General features: G+C 30.7%; 18 protein-coding genes. 13 read left to right on the top strand and 5 right to left on the bottom strand.

All coding sequences use genetic code 11. The annotated features are described in order from the left end of the window. Positions 1-91 precede the first annotated feature (91 nt). From ACGH47_RS10295 to ACGH47_RS10235, 13 genes are all read left to right on the top strand, one after another. A complete protein-coding gene (locus ACGH47_RS10295; RefSeq protein ID WP_267378341.1) occupies positions 92-1,822 on the top strand; it encodes a hypothetical protein in 1,731 nt (576 codons plus the stop codon). Positions 1,823-2,204: 382 nt separating this feature from the next. Next, a complete protein-coding gene (locus tag ACGH47_RS10290) occupies positions 2,205-2,834 on the top strand; it encodes a transglycosylase SLT domain-containing protein (protein WP_065559009.1) in 630 nt (209 codons plus the stop codon). Between the two features lie 15 nt (positions 2,835-2,849). Further along, on the top strand, positions 2,850-3,122 hold the full coding sequence (locus tag ACGH47_RS10285) for a TrbC/VirB2 family protein (RefSeq protein WP_267378338.1): 273 nt from the start codon (positions 2,850-2,852) through the stop codon (positions 3,120-3,122). Between the two features lie 11 nt (positions 3,123-3,133). Continuing rightward, a complete protein-coding gene (locus tag ACGH47_RS10280) occupies positions 3,134-5,968 on the top strand; it encodes a VirB3 family type IV secretion system protein (protein ID WP_411623364.1) in 2,835 nt (944 codons plus the stop codon). After that, positions 5,965-6,717 (top strand): type IV secretion system protein, encoded by a 753-nt coding sequence (locus ACGH47_RS10275; RefSeq protein WP_267378332.1) that lies wholly within the window; start codon positions 5,965-5,967, stop codon positions 6,715-6,717. The genes ACGH47_RS10280 and ACGH47_RS10275 overlap by 4 nt, the downstream gene beginning before the upstream one ends. A gap of 147 nt (positions 6,718-6,864) precedes the next feature. Further along, positions 6,865-7,734 carry a type IV secretion system protein gene (locus tag ACGH47_RS10270; RefSeq protein WP_411623363.1) on the top strand — a complete coding sequence of 290 codons (870 nt, stop codon included), beginning with the start codon at positions 6,865-6,867 and terminating at the stop codon, positions 7,732-7,734. Next, positions 7,731-7,883 (top strand): hypothetical protein, encoded by a 153-nt coding sequence (locus tag ACGH47_RS10265; protein WP_267409141.1) that lies wholly within the window; start codon positions 7,731-7,733, stop codon positions 7,881-7,883. Before ACGH47_RS10270 ends, ACGH47_RS10265 begins: the two co-directional genes overlap by 4 nt. Further along, positions 7,884-8,582, top strand: coding sequence for a virB8 family protein (locus ACGH47_RS10260; protein WP_267378327.1), 699 nt, complete (start codon positions 7,884-7,886; stop codon positions 8,580-8,582). 5 nt (positions 8,583-8,587) lie between these two features. Next, positions 8,588-9,460, top strand: coding sequence for a P-type conjugative transfer protein VirB9 (gene virB9 / locus ACGH47_RS10255; RefSeq protein ID WP_267378325.1), 873 nt, complete (start codon positions 8,588-8,590; stop codon positions 9,458-9,460). Between the two features lie 9 nt (positions 9,461-9,469). Beyond that, a complete protein-coding gene (locus ACGH47_RS10250) occupies positions 9,470-10,570 on the top strand; it encodes a TrbI/VirB10 family protein (RefSeq protein ID WP_411623362.1) in 1,101 nt (366 codons plus the stop codon). Next, a complete protein-coding gene (virB11, locus tag ACGH47_RS10245) occupies positions 10,567-11,580 on the top strand; it encodes a P-type DNA transfer ATPase VirB11 (protein ID WP_081299148.1) in 1,014 nt (337 codons plus the stop codon). Before ACGH47_RS10250 ends, virB11 begins: the two co-directional genes overlap by 4 nt. Continuing rightward, a complete protein-coding gene (locus ACGH47_RS10240; protein ID WP_065559001.1) occupies positions 11,561-11,998 on the top strand; it encodes a hypothetical protein in 438 nt (145 codons plus the stop codon). Before virB11 ends, ACGH47_RS10240 begins: the two co-directional genes overlap by 20 nt. Positions 11,999-12,204: 206 nt before the next feature. Further along, a complete protein-coding gene (locus tag ACGH47_RS10235) occupies positions 12,205-13,167 on the top strand; it encodes a TrbM/KikA/MpfK family conjugal transfer protein (protein WP_411623361.1) in 963 nt (320 codons plus the stop codon). 188 nt (positions 13,168-13,355) lie between these two features. Here ACGH47_RS10235 and ACGH47_RS10230 read toward each other — a convergent pair whose 3' ends face one another. The 5 genes from ACGH47_RS10230 to ACGH47_RS10210 all read right to left on the bottom strand — a co-directional run. After that, on the bottom strand, positions 13,356-14,609 hold the full coding sequence (locus tag ACGH47_RS10230; protein ID WP_411623360.1) for a hypothetical protein: 1,254 nt from the start codon (positions 14,607-14,609) through the stop codon (positions 13,356-13,358). Positions 14,610-14,612: 3 nt separating this feature from the next. After that, positions 14,613-14,876 carry a PAAR domain-containing protein gene (locus tag ACGH47_RS10225; RefSeq protein ID WP_267378314.1) on the bottom strand — a complete coding sequence of 88 codons (264 nt, stop codon included), beginning with the start codon at positions 14,874-14,876 and terminating at the stop codon, positions 14,613-14,615. A gap of 88 nt (positions 14,877-14,964) precedes the next feature. Beyond that, a complete protein-coding gene (locus ACGH47_RS10220) occupies positions 14,965-16,812 on the bottom strand; it encodes a hypothetical protein (RefSeq protein ID WP_411623359.1) in 1,848 nt (615 codons plus the stop codon). Between the two features lie 119 nt (positions 16,813-16,931). Continuing rightward, positions 16,932-17,813 (bottom strand): hypothetical protein, encoded by an 882-nt coding sequence (locus ACGH47_RS10215; RefSeq protein ID WP_411623358.1) that lies wholly within the window; start codon positions 17,811-17,813, stop codon positions 16,932-16,934. A 28-nt stretch (positions 17,814-17,841) separates the two neighbouring features. After that, the coding region (locus tag ACGH47_RS10210) for a DUF2345 domain-containing protein (RefSeq protein ID WP_411623357.1) at positions 17,842-18,885 on the bottom strand (1,044 nt) is incomplete at its 5' end.

The following is an 18,885-nucleotide window of genomic DNA, read 5'->3' as shown; positions in this document are numbered from 1 at the left end:
TATTTTAAACTATTTATCAATTGTTTTTTGTTTTATCATTTTTGCTAACTTATTATTAAATATAATCTTTTACTTTTTAAGTTTAGGTAAAATGATTAACTTAAAATACTATAAATACTATCTTTTTAGTGAATATAATGTTTATGGTATCGCATGGATAGCAGTCGCATTTGCTTTAGCTGTCATTTGTTATCTGATTATCTACCATAAATATACAAAACAGTTTTTTTCAGAATTAGATAAAAAAGTTAATGAATCAATGATTTCAAATATTAAAAAATCTGATTTAAGAAGCGGTAGTTTATTAGATGTTAAAGATTTAAAATTTAATGAAGTCGATATTTACGATCCATCAGATTATTATCAAGAAGCGAAACAAAAAGATTCGTTATTTCTTGGTATTGATGATGAATCGACCCCCATATTTTATAAAAAAAGTGTATGGAATGAAACTAACGTACAAATAATCGGAAAAATGGGAAGTGGTAAAGGTGTATTAGCAACATCTGTATTTATCCAATGTTACGAAAACTATAATGATTTCAATGTATGGTTCGATCCTAAAAACGACGAATGGGCTTATAGTGTTTTCAAGAATAAATCAAAGAAAGATCAGTTCTTTTATATAGATCTTAATCGAGATGCAGAGCCTCAATTTAATATATTCCAAGATATTACCGTCACAGAACTTAATGAATTATTTGTAGCCGGTTTTGGACTTGGCAGAACAGGAACAAATGCTGACTTTTATAAAATTGGTGATAGAAAAGTATGTCGTGAATTGGCTAATCAGTTTGAGGATGAACCAGATAATATCAACATCAACACGATTATGGAAAAATGGAATAAACTACCTAATGACCTAAAACAGCAAGGTTCAAGTTTTTTTGGTCAGCTTGAAGAATTATCTGAATTAAAGTGTATTCAAACTGATAAAGGGATTAACTTAAAAAACATTATATCAGGCAATAAACCCGGCATGTTATATATAACAGGATCATTACGAGATGAAAATGTTGTTATGTTACAAAAAATGTTGCTATTGAGAATAACGCAGATCATCGAAAAAAGGGACAGAAAACAAGATTTAACACACATTAATATCATGCTTGATGAAGTTCGATATATTTTATCTAAAAATACGTTAGAAATGATGGGAACAATACGAGATAAAAAAGCAAATATTATCTATACTCACCAATCGTTAGGTGATCTAGTTGGGTCAAGCCAAGATCTTGATCCTGCATCGACCAAAAATATCATGCTCGACAATGTTGGACTAAGATGGATATATAAACTTGATATAAAAGACAGTGCGGAATGGGCAAGTAATTTAACTTCAGAAACGCTAAAAGATGTAGAAAGAAGAACTTTAAGCTTAAATGATGCAAACGTAGAAATGGCAAGCAAAGAAACAACCATTTTTAAACAAAAAGCCAATTATATTGAAACGAGTGTTATACAGAATTTACCGAAACGCTGTGGCTTGATTATTGGATTAGAAGGCTTGCCTAAGTTAGCTTACAGTAGCCCAATAATCGTATCTAAATTAGATAAAGTATTACAGATAGCACCTAGATTGGAACTTACCTACAAAAAAACAACACCAAAAAACAAGGTTGAAAAACAACCAGTCAAAAAACAGAAAAAAAATGAGACCACTGTCGATAAAGAATTACTTAATCAAACTACAGGATTAGAAGATTTTTTAGCATCCAAACTTAAAAAAGATAAAAACCTATCTGATGAAATAATGATTGACATCGAAAGTAATCCTACCGCTCAACCAACGATTATAAATCATGAAGTGATTAAAGATTAACAATTTGTGATAACGATTTCAAAAAAAACATAATGGTAACGTACGTACTAAAAAATTTTTACGTTTCAATAACTATAGTGAAAAGCTTATTCTGTCTAGTTTTTGGTTATCTTTTTCCAAAAAAAATCGTTATATTTCGTAAAGATAATAATTAACAAACAACAATTATAATTACAAAATTTACTAAATTAGAACTGAAAATATCGAAAATAGCTATTATAGTACGACCCATCTTTACAAATTCGTTTCAATTAGCGATTTGTGCGATTTTAAAAATAAATTAATAAAAATCATATAACTATAAACAAAAAATAAAATAATAAAAAATTACAATAATTTGTAATCGTATATCATTATATTAGGAATAGAAGGAAATGAGGAAGTGGAGTTAGTTACGCTTTTAACAGCTTGTGCTTTAAATGTAAGTTCTGATTTATTAGAACCATTAATTCAATTAGAAAGCGGTTATAACCCTTATGCTATAGGTGTTGTGGGCGCTTCTGTTCCTCAACCTACCTCTTTAAATGATTTTTGGCACACTATTAATGATTTAGAAAAAAGAAACAAAAATTATTCGGTAGGTCTTGCTCAAATCAATATCAAAAATCTTCATCGATTTAATATTCCTGTTCTTGATGCGGTAGAGCCTTGTAACAACATCAAATTATCAAGTGTCATATTGAAAGATTGTTACTCAAATTATCAAGATATAGGAAAAGCATTGAGCTGTTATTACAGTGGCAATGATAAAACTGGTTTTAAGCGTGATTTTAATAATAGCTATGTTGAACGATTTTTAACATCTTATGCTAACAAGCAAGAAAATGTTGTTATCAATTTTGATTATGACCAATTTTATCAACTCAAAAATCAAGTTGAAAATTATCATCACAATCAACCATCAACACAAATTGCCAGATCATCAAATGTTAAAAATACTAATCAAGTAAAAAATTTTTCTAATCACAAGAAAAAAGAATCGTTTTTGAAAAAAACAATCAATATGAACTAAAGGAGAAAGAATAAAATGAAATTAATCAAAAAATTATTTTGGTTGTCAATTGGGATTTTGATTACTAATCCAAGTTTTGCTGCCGGACTTTCTAAAACCGAAAGTGGTATGAAAGAACTGCAAAGTTCGATACATGCCATTGTAGGAATTGTATTTCTTATAACAGGACTCATTGTTGGTGTTTTAGTTTGGCGAGGATCAAAAACATGGGAAGAGTGTTCTAAATGGGTGATTGGAGTCGCATTTGCAGGTGGAGCGGCAGAATTCATTACGATTTTCTTTGGATAAGTGTCAAATAAATGGAAAAAGATATTTTATACAAGGCATTAACCAGACCTGCATTAATATTAGGATTACCATTGCAGTTAATCATATTTATTGCATGGTTAACTGTTATGTTATGTATGTTTATTTCATACTTTTTTGTCGGTTTAGGTATTTTTCTTTTTATTACCTGTGTTGCTTTAAATAAAAAGGATGAAATGTTTTTTTCTATATTGGGAAAGAAATTATTGGTTTCAAGCGGAACGGCCAGTTTGTCACAAAGTAAAAAGCTATATGGCAATAATATAGATTATGTAACATCATCGTCTTATCGGGCAATAAAAGTGGATAATAATATTAATTTAAAACATTTTTCAACTATCGAAAAAAACATACCTTACTCAAGTCATATCGATAATCACATTATTATTAACAAAAATGGTGATTTAGTGGCGACATGGGAAGTAAAAGGTATTTCCTTTGAAACAAAAGGTGATGATGAACTTGATATCAGAAAAAATGAACTTGATAATTTTATTCGCTCATTTTCAAATGAAAACATAGCAATATATGTAAATGTCATCAAAAAAAATACAGATATCAAAATAGGCGGTGATTTTACGGGGTTTTGGTTTGCTGAAGAAAATAATAATCGATATCTCGATTACCTAAAAAGTCAGCAAAATAAAGAGACTTTTATTTATGTTTCTTTGGTGATGAAAGGCGCGGATTTACAAGATAAAGCAGATAGCTTCATTACCAGTATAATTACAAAATTGATAGGGAAAAAATCGATTAATGTCAAAGAAAAACAGGATTTCATTGATAATAACTTATTACAAATGAAAGATCTCTGTTTCAGATTTGATAAAGGATTATCTGAATTTGGCTCAAGGCGACTAGGGTTATATAGCAAAAATGACTATGTTTATTCAGAATTGATTGAATTATATAACTTAATATTAAGTGGTATTGATCGACCGATAATAATCGAACCGACAAGGTTATCCAACCTATTAGCCACGTCTGATTATTATTTTGGTGAACAGACAGTTATCGCAAAGTCAAATAATCAAACTAAATATATAAAATGCGTTGAAATAAAAACTTATTCTAACGAAACCAATCAAGGTATCTTTGATTTTCTTCTCGCTTTACCGATAGATATTTGTATAACGCAATCCTTTTCTATTTTATCAGCCAAAAAAGGAGTGGATTTAATAAAAAGGAAGAAAAATCAATTTGAATCATCAAACGATGATGGTGTTTCACAAGTATTGACCCTTGATTTATTTATTGATGATTTAGCAAGTGGCAATATTTCAATTGGAGAATACCATTTTAATGTATTTATCCGTGCCAATTCTTTTGAGCAAGTACAAAATCAATCAAAAGAAATTATACAATCGCTAAATAATAAAGGGTTTATTGCACAAGATAGCACAATATCATTAAAACCTAATTTCTTTGCGCAGTTGCCTTCAAATTTTAAATATCGAACACGCGTTGTTGAAATCACCAGTAAAAATTTTGCAGGAACAACAGGATTACACAATTTTTTAGCTGGTAAACGAATCGGCAATTGTTGGGGAGACGCGCTAACGGTATTACAAACTAGAAGCGGACAACCCTATTATTTCAATATTCATGAAGAAAACGCATTTACTAATGATTTGGGTAAAGATCTAGTCGGTAATTTTATGATCATTGGTGGAACAGGTGCCGGTAAAACAGTTCTTGCATCCTGGATATTGGAACAAAGTTTAAAATTTAATAGTCCAACATCGTTTAAAACCAATGTATTAGAACAAACCAAAAAATTTAGATTTATCTATTTTGATAAAGATAGGGCTGTTCAAATGCATATGTTAGCCTTAGGTGGAAAATACATTAGTCTCAGAAAAGGTTTCAATACCAATCTAAATCCTTTTGCGCTTGAAAGCACGCAAGAAAACATTAATTTTTTAGTTTCATTTATTAAACTACTTTGCTCATTAGACGGTGGTCCTGTATCTGTATTACAAGATAAAGAGATATATAGAGCCGTTAATCAAGTCATGTCCCGAGAAAGAAGCAAAAGAAGTTTTGGTATTTCTTTATTACTTCAAACATTGGACATAGAGCAGGCAGAGGATAAACGAGAAAAATCAATTCATGAAAGACTGCAAAAATGGAGCCGAAATGGTTTTTTAGGTTGGGTATTTGATAATGAAATAGATGATCTTGATATCGAAAAATACAATACTTTTGGCATTGATGGCACAGAGTTTTTAGATGATAAGGAAATCTTGGATCCGTTAATGTTTTACATTCTCCACAAAATAAAATTGTTATTAAATGGTCAACGGATTGGTGTTTTTATCGACGAAATACAAAAATATGCAGAATGTCCTACGGTTGACAACATGATCGACGATCTGTTTAGGGTTATCCGTAAACTACAAGGATTTATTGGTGGGGCAACACAAGATCTGACTTCGATTGAACATACCAAAACATACAAAGTACTATTAACACAGACAGAAACTAAAATAGTTATGCCAGAAAAAGTATATCGGGAAGATTATTTTATTGAACGTCTAAAATTTACTGAAAAAGAGTTTCAATTGCTAAAGACTTTGAAAAAAGCAGATAGAGAATTTTTAGTGAAAAAAACCAGTGTCGATACCGGAAAACCTGAAAGTATCGTTTGTCGATTAAATTTAGGTTGCCTAGGTGAGAATTTACGTATATTGAGCATTGGTTCATCAGAACGAGCAGTCGCCGATAAACTAATAGCAGAAACAGATGACGCTCAAATCTGGATTAAAAAATTAGGTCAATTATTACAAGCTGAAAATATGAATCAAGAAAGGGAGAGGAAACAATGAAAAAAACAAAATTATTAATGTTAAGTTTATGCTTTATATCTTATAACGCATTATCTGGAGGTGTTCCTGTATTTGATGGCGCAGCCAGTATAAGAGCACTCAATGAGTGGCAAGAAAAACTACAACAATGGCAATCAACAAACAGCTTCCATAATAGTAATCTTACTTTAGGTCAGGCTCAACTAGGTACTTTAAGCGGTGTGAAAGATCAAGTTAAAAATTTCAATGTCAAAACATTGGTCAAGGATATTAGTTCAATTGATAAAATTATGCCTAACTATGACTCAATAGTTAGTGGAAAATTTTCAAAAGAATCTAATGCATTAGCTTCAAAACTGGACCTTAATGGTCGATGTGTAAATAACCATAAAGAATTGGTTAATCTTTGTAAATCAGAGAATTTGAACTTAGCGGCTAACTATATTGCGATGGAAAAAGTCAATGAACAAATAAATGTCATTTCGGAAAAAATAGGAAAACTAGCTGATGAAGTATCACAATCTGATACTGTTAAAAACAGTACAGATATCAATAATGAAATCACAGTATTTAACAATCAATTAGAATTATTAGATCGAAAATTAGAACTTACACAAAAACAATTCCAATCCAATCAAATGTTAATCGATAAACAAAAGGAAAAAATTAGAAAAGAACTCAATTTACGTCCGAGTACTGAAGCATTTCAACGTTTGGAAAATGAGCTGAAAAGAAAAAATAAAAATATCGTTAGTTTTGATGGTTTTTAAAAACTCTAAATAAAGTTAGATTAGGTATTCTTTATCATTTTGCTATTTATTATTGTTAACAATATAGATATCAATATTATTTTAAAAAATTTAAGGAATGCCTGATTGTTGTTGGAAAAAGTCGAATAAGACGGGAGATATCTTCAGATGGCTGGAGTATTTAGTTCGCTACAAACACTAGTTGATACAACGCTTGAGCAAGTTAAAGCCCCTAATATAACCGAATTACTTGATGCAATTAGTGAAATATTTGGATCAATTATGCTGTTATGGGTTACGTTTAAGTGTATTGATATTGCTATAGGGAACAAGGCCTTTGTGATAGCAGAGAGCTATCAGAAAATATTAATAGTATCTATTGTGACAACCATTGCTTTTGACGCATCAGGTTGGATAAAAACTATATTAGATATTGTAGACGAAGTTAAAAAGATTTTGATAATAAAAGGAGGTGCAATAGCACAGCTAGATGGACTGACAGATGAGTATAATAAGACAATTTCCCCAATCATAGATGATACAAGCATCTTTGTACAACCATTTATATTAGTACTATTTTGGGCTGGCTTTTTTATTATGGCTGGTAGCTGTCTTTTTATGTTATTGACAGCACAAATCATTTTAGCTTTAGCATTGCTCTTTACACCGCTAGCAATTTTATCGTTATCGTTTCAAAGTACGAAAAAAGTATTTGAAGGATGGTTATCTTCTGTAGTAGGTTCAATGGTCAGTATGATGTTAGCAGGGATGATGATGTCGATAATGTCATCATTTGTAAAAACAATATCCGACACTGAAACTTTTAAAAGTTTGTCCGCTTCAATAGCCTCAGGCGCATGTGTACTCTTTGCTATTTTCTTTTATTACATTATGTCAGATGTAAAAAGATTAGCCGAATCAATCACAGGATTTACATGTGGCTCTCTCATGGATGCATCTAATACCTTCAATATGGCAAATGCTCAAAAAGCAGTACAAGCATTAAAAAAATTAAAAGATAAGGTAAGCAAAAAATGAAAAAAATGATAATTTCTCTATTTTTATTAACGTTAGTAGTTGGCTGTGTTAAAAGAAAAAATACTGTTCCTCTAGAAAATAACCAATTACAAGCGGTAAACAGTGACATTATTACTTATCAACTAATAGAAAATATAAAGGCGAAGTAAATGTCAGACAAAAAAAGTATACATGTTATAGATGAACTTACAAAAGAAAGTCTAACTTTTGAAAAAAATATTATTCAGAATCAGGAAAAATCTAAAAAATTAGCATGGATAGTGGCAAGTATTTTTATCTTATATTCGCTAGTGTTAACGGGGTCATTTGCATTTTTATTACCACTGAAGGAGACTCAACCCTATGTTATTCGAGTCGATAACAATACAGGCTATACCGATATTATTCCATCCTTAACGGATCAATCCTTTACCCCTGATGAAGCACTCGATCGATTTTGGATAGCCCATTATATTGAATTACGTGAAAAATATGTTTATGAAACTCTTCAACAAGATTATGAAAGAGTGCAATTATATGGATCAGCAAATGTTAATCGGCAGTACATCGGCTTATTTAACGCAGATAATGCACCCTACAAATTGTATGGGGATGGTTATGCTATCGAAGTAAAAATTTTGTCTATAAATTTGGGGGTAAGTGAAGGAGAGACTAACACGAAGACTGCTATTGCACGGGCAGAATTGACTAGGGTAAACCTAGCTAACAATGAAAGAGTGAGCAAAAGAATCTTTGCTACCATAGCGTATGACTATAAACCAAATTTATCACTAGCGTTAAATCATAGAACATCCAATCCGTTAGGATTTCAAATTTTATCTTACACCGTTGATACAGAAAATAGGTAATTTTAATGAAAAAGCTGATTACATTTCTAATAGTTTTAATCACGTTTAATGCATATTCCGAAACCGATCCCCCAAAATCTAATTTTGATTATCGTGTTCGAGAGCTTGACTATAATAATGATGATGTAACTAAAATCATTGCGGTAGATGGTTACACCACAACTATAAAATTTTCAGATAATGAATACATACAATATGTAACCACAGGTTTTGAAGAGGGTTGGCAACATAAAATACAAAATAATTATTTAATCATTATGCCCAAACCTATCGACAATGGGGAAGGGACTTTTTATAAACCTTCATCACCAGATTGGAATACTAATTTAATTGTGATTACGGATAGAAGGGAATACTCATTCCAATTAATGATAGATGAAAAACAAGATAATAACTCTTTTATTGTACGCTTTAATTATCCGAAGGATAGAGCCTTAGCCATAAAAAATGAAAATATAAGAAAAGCAAAAATATATCAAGAAGAGAAAAACAAACAGCTTATAACAAAATCATTAGGCAAGTTAAGTACACCTGTGAACTGGAATTATTACAAATCTGTTAATAAAGGAAGTGAAAGTATTGTACCGGATTTTGTTTATGATGATGGCATACTAACCTTTTTAGGGTTTTCCAATGAAAAAGAGATCCCAAGTGTATTTTTGGTGAATAAAAATAAATCAGAAGAAATGCTCACCTACAATATGCGAGCCGATGTATTAAATAATTACCGAACGTTAGTAGTTCATAAAGTGGCAGAAAAATTAATTTTAAGAAATGGTAACAAGGTTGTCGGGATTTTTAATCAGTCTTACGGAACCTATAAACCAGAATATAAAACAACAATAAGCGATAACGTAATCAGAGTGATCAACCAGTAAGGATAGAAAATGAGTGTCAATCAAAATAATATGGAGTCAAATGAAGAAAATTTGAAATCGAATATCGCTGATGAATTGAAAAATGAGAAAAAATCAAAAGGAATATCATTTAAAACAATCTTCATGTTGATGGTTATCATCGCTATTGTGTTATTTTTGTTAGCGAGGGGAATTTTATCGCTTAAAAGATCAATACAACCTGATAGACAAAACTCCGAGCCCGAAGTTGTTACTGTTGATAATAGACCATTTAATATTACAAGAAATGCTAGAAATCCTGATAATCTTTTATCCCCGAATGATCCAGAAAGTGGGATTGATTCAGAAGATTCAGACCCAAATGAAATTGAAATACCATCAAAACCCATAATTATAAAAGGGCGTTTCGGATTAGCTAAAGGTGATGATAACAATGTAAAACAACAAGAAACCCAACCAATAGTTCAACCAACACCTCAACAACAAAGTTCTGGTGATAACGAAAAAAACAAACAAAGTACCAAAATTGTTAAAGCGGAAGTATTAAAACTTAACCCTAATTTATCAATTTATAGGGGAACATTTATTAAATGCTCATTAAGAACAGCATTGATTAGCCAAATTAGTGGTGATGTTGGATGCATTATCAGTGATGATGTTTATTCGGCAAATGGTACGACCTTACTTATAGAAAAGGGTTCAATAGTTAATGGAGCCTTCAGACGAGCCAGTGTTAATCAAGGTGACGATAGAGTGTTTGTTTTATGGGAAGAGATCAGAACACCCAATAATTTAATAATAAGAATTGATTCAGGGGCGAGTGATGTATTAGGTGGCCAAGGTATTAGTGGTTGGGTTGATAATCATTTTTGGACTCGTTTTGGTAATGCTGTGTTAGTTTCTTTGATGAGTGATCTGTCAAGTGCTGCTGCATCACGATTACAAAAAGAACACACTTTTACTGATTTAAATAATACCACTCAAGGTGGAACGGATGTTGCTAAATCGATAATTGAGAAAAATGTTGATATTCCACCAACAATATATCGTAATCATGGTGATAGTGTTGGTATTTACACTAACCAAGATATTGATTTTAGTGATGTTTATAAATTAGAGTACAGAAAATGATGAATACTATTTTTTGGGAAAATACAGAAGTTTTATTTGGAAAATACCTATCAGATCCGAAAATAAAAGAAATTTGTGTCAATCCTGATGGTGCATTGTGGGTTGAAACCACTGACGATGAATGGATAAAAAAAGAATCGATTGAAAACGATATAAAAAAACCAGGTTCACTTTTACAATCTTTTGCGACGACCGCGGCAAATTACAATAATACAAAATTAGGTGAAACTAACCCCTTTTTAAGTGGGACATTAATCAGTGGTGAAAGAATACAATTAGTTTATGCACCCGCATCTAAAAACTTAATTGTAGATATCCGAAAAAATCATAAAACCAATGTACCGTATCAAAAGTATGTTGAACAAGGTTTATTTAATGATATCAAAGCATTTGGTGATAAAAGTAGAGATGATGAAGAGTTAAAAGAACTTTATCTTAGCAGAAATTTCGTCGATTTTATAAAAAAAGCCGTAGCTGTAGGTAAAAACATCATTTTTTGTGGTGAAACAGGATCGGGAAAAACGACCTTTATGAAAAGCTTAATGGAGTTTATACCATTAAATGCACGGTTAATATCTATCGAAGATACAGAAGAGTTAGCCTTTTTTAATCATGGTAACTATGCCCAACTTTTCTATGATAGCCAATACAAAGAAGAAGATCCGGTAACGCCATCAAAATTACTAAAAGCATGTTTACGATTAAAACCAACCAGAATTCTACTGGCTGAAATACGAGATCAAGTCGCCTTAGATCTCATCAAAGTAATTGGTAGTGGCCACAATGGAACACTATGTTCTTATCATTCACCTACAGTTGAAATGACTTTTCAAAAAATGGTGACTAATGTAATGGAAAATCCTAAAGCCGTGGGATTAAGTGATAAAACTGTTGCCAAAATGATAGGGTTATCAATTGATGTAGTCATTCAAATGTCAGCTTTTTCTGGTTCAAGAAAAATTACAGAAGTCTATTTTAAGGATGTCGATTATGAAAAGTTATTTAATTAAAGGGTTATTAATTATATTAATAGGATACCTAACAGGTTGTTCAAATCCACCTAAACCACCTAAATTGAATAGTGACAACTATAAATCTGTATATCAAGATCAACTATTTCGATATCCGACAAGTCGACTATCACCTAATGAACAAATTATAAAGGACTTTAAAGATAAATCAGTGATTTATACTGTAGTAGGCGAGCCAATTAAAGAGTCAGACAAAATAACTGTCATTTTTTTAGCAACTCATGCCGATTCAATAAAAATAATTGGCAACAAAAAAAATATTTATCTCTATGAAAATTATTTCAGAAAAATAGGGATTAAATGCCAATTTGTAACAGAAGAAATGGTTGATAAAAATGAATTTGTCACATTTATATTTTCAGGAAAACAGGGGGATAAGATTGTAAAATCAAAATAAAATTTAAAACATATGTTATTAAAAAATAACATGGGAATAGGAAAACAATAAAATAATAAAACTAAATAAAACCAGCGATAACATCTAAAAATAACGAATAATAAGCGTATTAAAAGATGTTATTCAATGAACAAAACAATGAAACACAAATGTATATCAAAAAACGAAATTGATAACATTCAATTACTATAAAAGCAGGTAATATTATGAAAAAAATAAACTATTTCAAGACAATTATCATATTGACTGCTTTTTTTTCATTAAACAGTTTTGCTGATGAAAAAGAAGACTTAGATAGATACCGGTTTGAATATAAAACAATTATGTCAAAAGAACATATATCGCCAACAGATCAGCTCAAAGCTAGCGATCTAAAAGAGAAAATACAACTCATTGAAAAAAACAACCCATCTTTAAAAGAAGATGACAGAAGTATAATCGATAGGCTTGCCGAAACTAAAGAATCAAAAATAGTTACAAGCTCAAGTCCTGCTAACACAAACGATATAAACTATCGCGAAAACGTGGGAATATCAGATAACCTGACTCATTTTACTAATGACAAAAAAAATCGATTTAATATAAACCAAAAAGATCTTTCTAATGACCAAGCACTAGCTTGTGGTGTTATTTTATGTTTATCTTCAGTAACAAGGCCGAGTGAATGTACATCTTATCTTAAAAAATTCTTCTCAATAAAAGTAATTACCAGAGGGATTTTCAATTGGACAAAAACGCTAACAGCAAGAAAATCTTTTTTAGCAATGTGTCCGGTTGATAATGATGACCAAAATTTAAATAACCTAGTCAACGATATTATTCCAAACCAAAAAACAGATTGTACAGCTGACGAATTAAACAACTTGCAAGATAAAAAAGGGGATAGTATAAGAACCATTGCAAAATTACCAGATTACTGTGAAGCATTAGCCAACCATGCCTATTCTGATATCAAACTACCTACCTATCATTGTGATGGAACCTATTACTCAAACAAAGATTGGCGACGAGGTTACAGTGCGATAATAATTAGAGGTAAAAATCCGAAAAAAGAATATGATGCATGGAAGAGTCAAGGAAATAAAGGGCATATGGAAAAAATAAATTTTGGTTATGGTTATTTTAAACATTACCCAATTACCAAAAAATGTTGGAAAGATGAAAATTAAGCTAAATTTTAAATGATTTCTGACATGAAAATATAAACAGCAAACTTTCAATTTAAACAACCAAAAATTGATAATGACTGTTAATGAAAACTAAAAAGTTAATCCTTAACACTAAGGATTAACTTTGTTGGTTTTAACTTCTTACTACACTTTTATTAATACGTGTTTTTCAACTCGATAAAAAATATTTATAATATATTATTTTCTTTTTCAATATCTATTCCTTCAATAATCGTTGCATGAAACCTATTTTGTTTTTCTCCAATAACTAATTGTTTTTCATTAATAAATGAAGCGTGTTCAATAGCAAATGCTAAACCCACCCAATAATCACACTCACCTGGAATGCCAAATGTTGTATTGATATGATAAATGTTGTCAATAGAGCAAGCCTTATCAACATATCGAGATAAAACACGCACATTAATATCAGATGTTAATTTGTTTAACCATATGGCACCAATTGGATGTTGATTACCTTCTTCAATATTAAAATCACCCCATAGTTCTGCATATTCAAGTGTATCATCGAGATTATCGCTTTCTTGTGTACGATGCAAAGCAGCAACTGTTAATTTATTTTCACGTATATATTGGATAGTACTATCAGATTGGAAAATATTTTTTCCTAGGCAAATCATACTTGTCATCGCCTCAGAACTATATGAATGAGGAAAATCATACAAATGTAGACTTATACAACATAATATATGATCGTTATTCTCAGAATTATCTAACCAACTATCTAAAAATATGGAGCTCTCTTTTACATCAACTACGCTCCAAGAGTCAAAAAAAGAGGTTAAACCTAGTTTTTTTTCCCAACTTAGTTTGATTAATTCAGAGGAGATAGGCACATCGATAAAAATTCTAATATGCTTCTGTTTTTTTTGGAACACTTTACTATTTAAAATAAAAATAACTTCTTGTAATTCATTAAATAGTTCATCTATTTTAAGACTAAAATCACTATTTTTCAGATTGTTAAATTTGAATCTTGAATGGATAATAGGATTATTATAATCACTGGATGGTAAAGCTGTTTTTGCGTCAATGGATAGCAAACCATTTATCAAGGCTTGTGCATGATCTTCATCACCGAATTCAGAATGTAATTGATTAAAAATGACATAAACCGGTTTTTGACCAAATTCAATTAATTCTTGTTTTCGATCTTCACGTAATTTATTCCAACCTTCAACATAGAACTCTTTATAGCCACGAAATAACAATGATATTAATAATAGTATTATCCAACCTATAAAAGCAAAAATAACCGCAATGATGATATGCTCAATTCCGATCCTATAATTTGGTTGATTTAAGCAAATTAAAATCACGCTAATGATTATAAATACTACTAAGGTAATGCACCAAAATAGACGAGACAACCCTTTTTTCAAAGTCAAAGGTTTAGGTAATAAATTTAAATCGATAGGCATAATTTATTCTTTTCCAAAGTTGTCAAGTGAAGAGATTAAACAGCAACCACATGCTGTTTTATGTCCATGAAAAGCGACAGGTTTACCATTTTCAATAAAAGAGCTATCTCCTTCTATAATTGGATTTACACCATGACCTTTAATCGGACAAGCTACCATATCGCCAAGTCTGGCAACACCCTTATTCAAAATTAGAAGTGTTGAAGAAGCAGAAATAACTTTACCGCCATGACTTGTTGAGTCACCTAATCGTATAACATTTCTCATTATTTTATTTCCTTTAAATTTATGAGGTTCGTATTTCGTCCTACACAAAAGTTATTGTTATTTTTCATTTTAATAAGTTTATTATTTTTCAATTATTGTTGTCTCTCAAAGTTTTCAATTGTTTTAAATAACAATCAAAAATAACTTCCTCAAACATATCAGGAATAAAGGGTAATTTATCGTATGGTTGAGGCGTATTTCTACCTTTAATAATTGAGTTATCTTTACTTTCCTTATCTGAATAATCAATAGTGATTATCAAGTTTCCTTTTTCATCAACAAATTGATTTTTTTCATAAATTTTATCGTATGACTCATCTAATTTTAACTCAAGATGATTAGTTCTTATACCGTTATCATCAAAGTGATCTGATACGGCAATAAGTTGGTCATTATTAATATAATTATAAGTTCTAATAATAATACCTTGAGAGTTTTTAATTTGTTGATATGTTACAATATTTCTTTCATCTTCATATTTTGACTCGATAACAAAATGGGGGAGAACGACACTTTTAAGTACAGTAAATTTACTACTTTTTAAATTATTATCTTTATATTCAAACTCATTTAATACTTTATAAATCTGTGTTTTTTTTACTATCGAAACTACCTTACCCATCTCTTTTTCTACACGTATGTAACTATTTTGTGCAACTGCTTGTTCAATATTTTTTAACTGGGTCAATTGCCCGTTAATATCTATAACAAAAAAATAAATATCGTTTTCAAGAGGTTTAAATTGTTCTAACGGTAAAGTGATAGCTGTTTGTTGCCACTTTTCTCGAACAATTGTTTTATATTGATAGTTATCGCCCACTTCAAATTTGATTAAATCATAGTATTTTGCGTTAGATAGTTGATGTTCGGCTTCAATTAAAGTTAATGGCTTTTGATGAGGAAAATTTTTATAACGCTCATCTGAAAAATAAGTGTAAGGCAATTTAGTATAATAGGTTTGGCTGGGTTTAATTCCTAAAAACTTGGCGCGGTTTATTGCTTCCTTATCCCATTGTGTAGTATCAATATCATAGGTACGTTTAAATAATTTCCTTGTCAAAAACCCGCTAGTTTTTTCAACATCCATAATTAATGTATTATAAGGGGAAGGTTCTACTAAATCATTTGCGCTATCATCAAATATTTCATTCGGTTTATGACCTGTGATTTTGTTTATTTTCCCTGTACTATCAAATTGCTTATTTTCAAGTCGAGGAAAAGGTTTAGATCTATCGAAATAAGTCACATGATTGGTCATAATACCGTTATTATCAAAATATTCTTCAATACGTTTAATGTGATCTTTGTTGATTTCGGTATAACGCATGGTTTGGTGAGTTAATAGATTATGCTGATTACCTTTTAACTTATTTCCGTTTTCATCATAAAATTTTTCCGATAGATAGATCATACTATTCTGATTATTAAATATTTCTAATTTAATGTATTTTAGGTTTTGATTAGGCCAGTAATCATAACTAAAATGGCTAATCGAACTTATAGGCCGCTTTTGGATACTAATCACTTTTCCATTTAGTTTTTCAACACGAAGGTAGCATGGTTCTTCAAAGACATCTTTAAAGTTTTCTTTCTTTTGTAATCGATTATCTTTATCCAAAATATAATAATGGATACCATCGTCAAGAGTTTGAAAAGTTTCAGTCGGGTATAAGATTTCTATAATATTTCTATCTTGTTTTAATACATCATAATATTGATAATTATTATTTAACTTAATCTGTGCAATCTTTTGTGCTGGTATAGGATTTTTTGAATAATTAATATCCAAAGCATTATCAATCGTGGAATATAATTTTTGTTGAGGAAAACTATTTTCTTTACTACTAAAGTAATTAAAATCTATCTGGTAGTATATTTTATCTGGTTCAATTGCTTGTATTTTTAATTGATTTATAATTTCAAATTGTTGTTTCATTGTTATCTCCGCAAAAACTGATTTAATAATTGCTATGCTAACTATTAAGAGTAATAAATTTATTTTGTGGGAAGTTTTCATATAATCCTTAATTATTTTTAAATATAGAATTGATAACCCTAATAATCACTATTTAATGATTGCGATGTTTTTAACAAATTATCAATTAATTTTTTTCTATTTTCATATTTTTCATCAAGTTCTGATTTAGAATCTAAAGACTGTTTATATTTTATGAAATGTTTATCCAAACCTTGCCCGATTCCATCAGGATCTGCTAAATCACAACTAGCTAGTAGTAAAAACAATAGAGTATGGCAATTTGTTTCGTCAAAACCATCAAAATTGAAACTCCATTCTTCTTCGTTTTTTTCAAATTCTTGAGCAAAATTTCTAATACTTTCTATTACCTGTTCTTCTGTTCGCAAGTCATCAGGTAATAAGTAAGGATTGGTTGTTAAATCAATAGGCTCTTCTAAATCAAAACGTCGATGTTGCATGCAATCAAATGCAATTGTTGACAGATCATTCTCAGGTTTGCTTCTACCGGCATCTCGATCAATTTTATAATCTAGCTCAAGGTTTTTGTCTTCTACTCTTCTATCAACATGATCGCCATTTAGACAACCATCATTCTTTATAGCTCTAGAATTAAAAGTAACTAGGCCTGTAAAACTAAAATTGTAAATAGGGTTACTGGATATTGGATACCAACCATAACTTTCTCGGAAACCGTTTATTTTAGTCGGCGTTTTATTAAATATTTTTAAATCTTTTTCTTTTAAGCCTTGCTGTTTAGCTTCTATTATAAAAGCATCCATTTCATCTTCATCCTTGTGAACAATTTCTATCCAATAATGACCTGCTGACGCTCCTCTTTGAGGAATGCGCCGTATTAAAATATTTTCTAATTTCCTTGTCCCTGCAATTACTGTCGTTTCTATTGTGTTATCACCACTTGAAGCTTGACAAGTCAGTGATGTTGCTCCAATGCAATTCATAAAAAACTCCTATGCTTCTTTTTAATGCTTATTTATATTTAAATGTGACGTTATCTCCTTCATATCCCGATGTCACAACTTGAGTTTTACCTTGTACATCAGTTTTACCTTCAGCTATAACCTGATTGGATCTATTTAAAATTTGGTACTCTCGGTTAATGATTGGTTTGTTAGTGCCTTCCTCGACTAAAACAAATTGTCTAACATAAGGAGGTTGGGGTTGCTGTTTAGGAAATGAATAGAGTGTTGGTAACATTTTTTGGGGACCAGTATAGGGATAAGATTGTGCACCATGTTTAATAATACCCGGTGCATACAATTCTATATTTCCATCGGCTATACGAATATAGGCTCCACCGCATGCAATTGTTATCTCTATTTTCGCATTGATATTAATTTTGTCATCATTACTTGTCATGGTTAGCGTTTTATCTGCAATAATTTCAATGTTGTCATTATGAGACTGTAATTGTACTTTTGCTTCACCACTAAAAATTTTAATATCTTGTTTTGCAAAAACAGAAAATTCCCTGCCAGCACTGGTATGAATTGAATTATTTGCTGCAATATTAGTATCATGCTTACTTGTTAATAAAATATTTTGTTCAGCAAATTGATAAATACTGTCAGGTGTTACTGAGGCTATGCCTTTAGGACTTGATAACACTATACTTGGTTGAGTAAAAGCTAAATTTTCATTCATACCAGTTACTGTATAATTAACAAACTCATTTAAGGTATCCGAACCTTCAAGAATACCTGCTCGATGACTATCAGAACGTTTCGATAATCGTTTTGATACGCTCAATCCGGTTTTTAACAAAATTGAAGTTTCATCTCCATCTAAGCTTGCTTTTTTGACCCCTTGATTTCCCTCTCGCTTATAGGTTGTGATATAAACCCCTTTACCTGCTCGTATAGCCCCCCATTCATCAGTGCGTAACTCAAAGCCTTCACCACGTTTTTGTTTTTCGCTATCCACTAAATGACCAATATTGAGCTGGGTTTTACCGTACTCAGTGGCAAGCTTGATATGTTCTTGCCCACGTTTGTCATCCATGCGCAGTTTGTT

Origin of the sequence: Gilliamella sp. CG16, from assembly GCF_046635785.1 — a bacterium.
Lineage (GTDB): Bacteria > Pseudomonadota > Gammaproteobacteria > Enterobacterales > Orbaceae > Gilliamella > Gilliamella apicola_I.
Note: the sequence above shows the minus strand (reverse complement) of the source record. Positions and strands in the feature narration are given on the sequence as shown.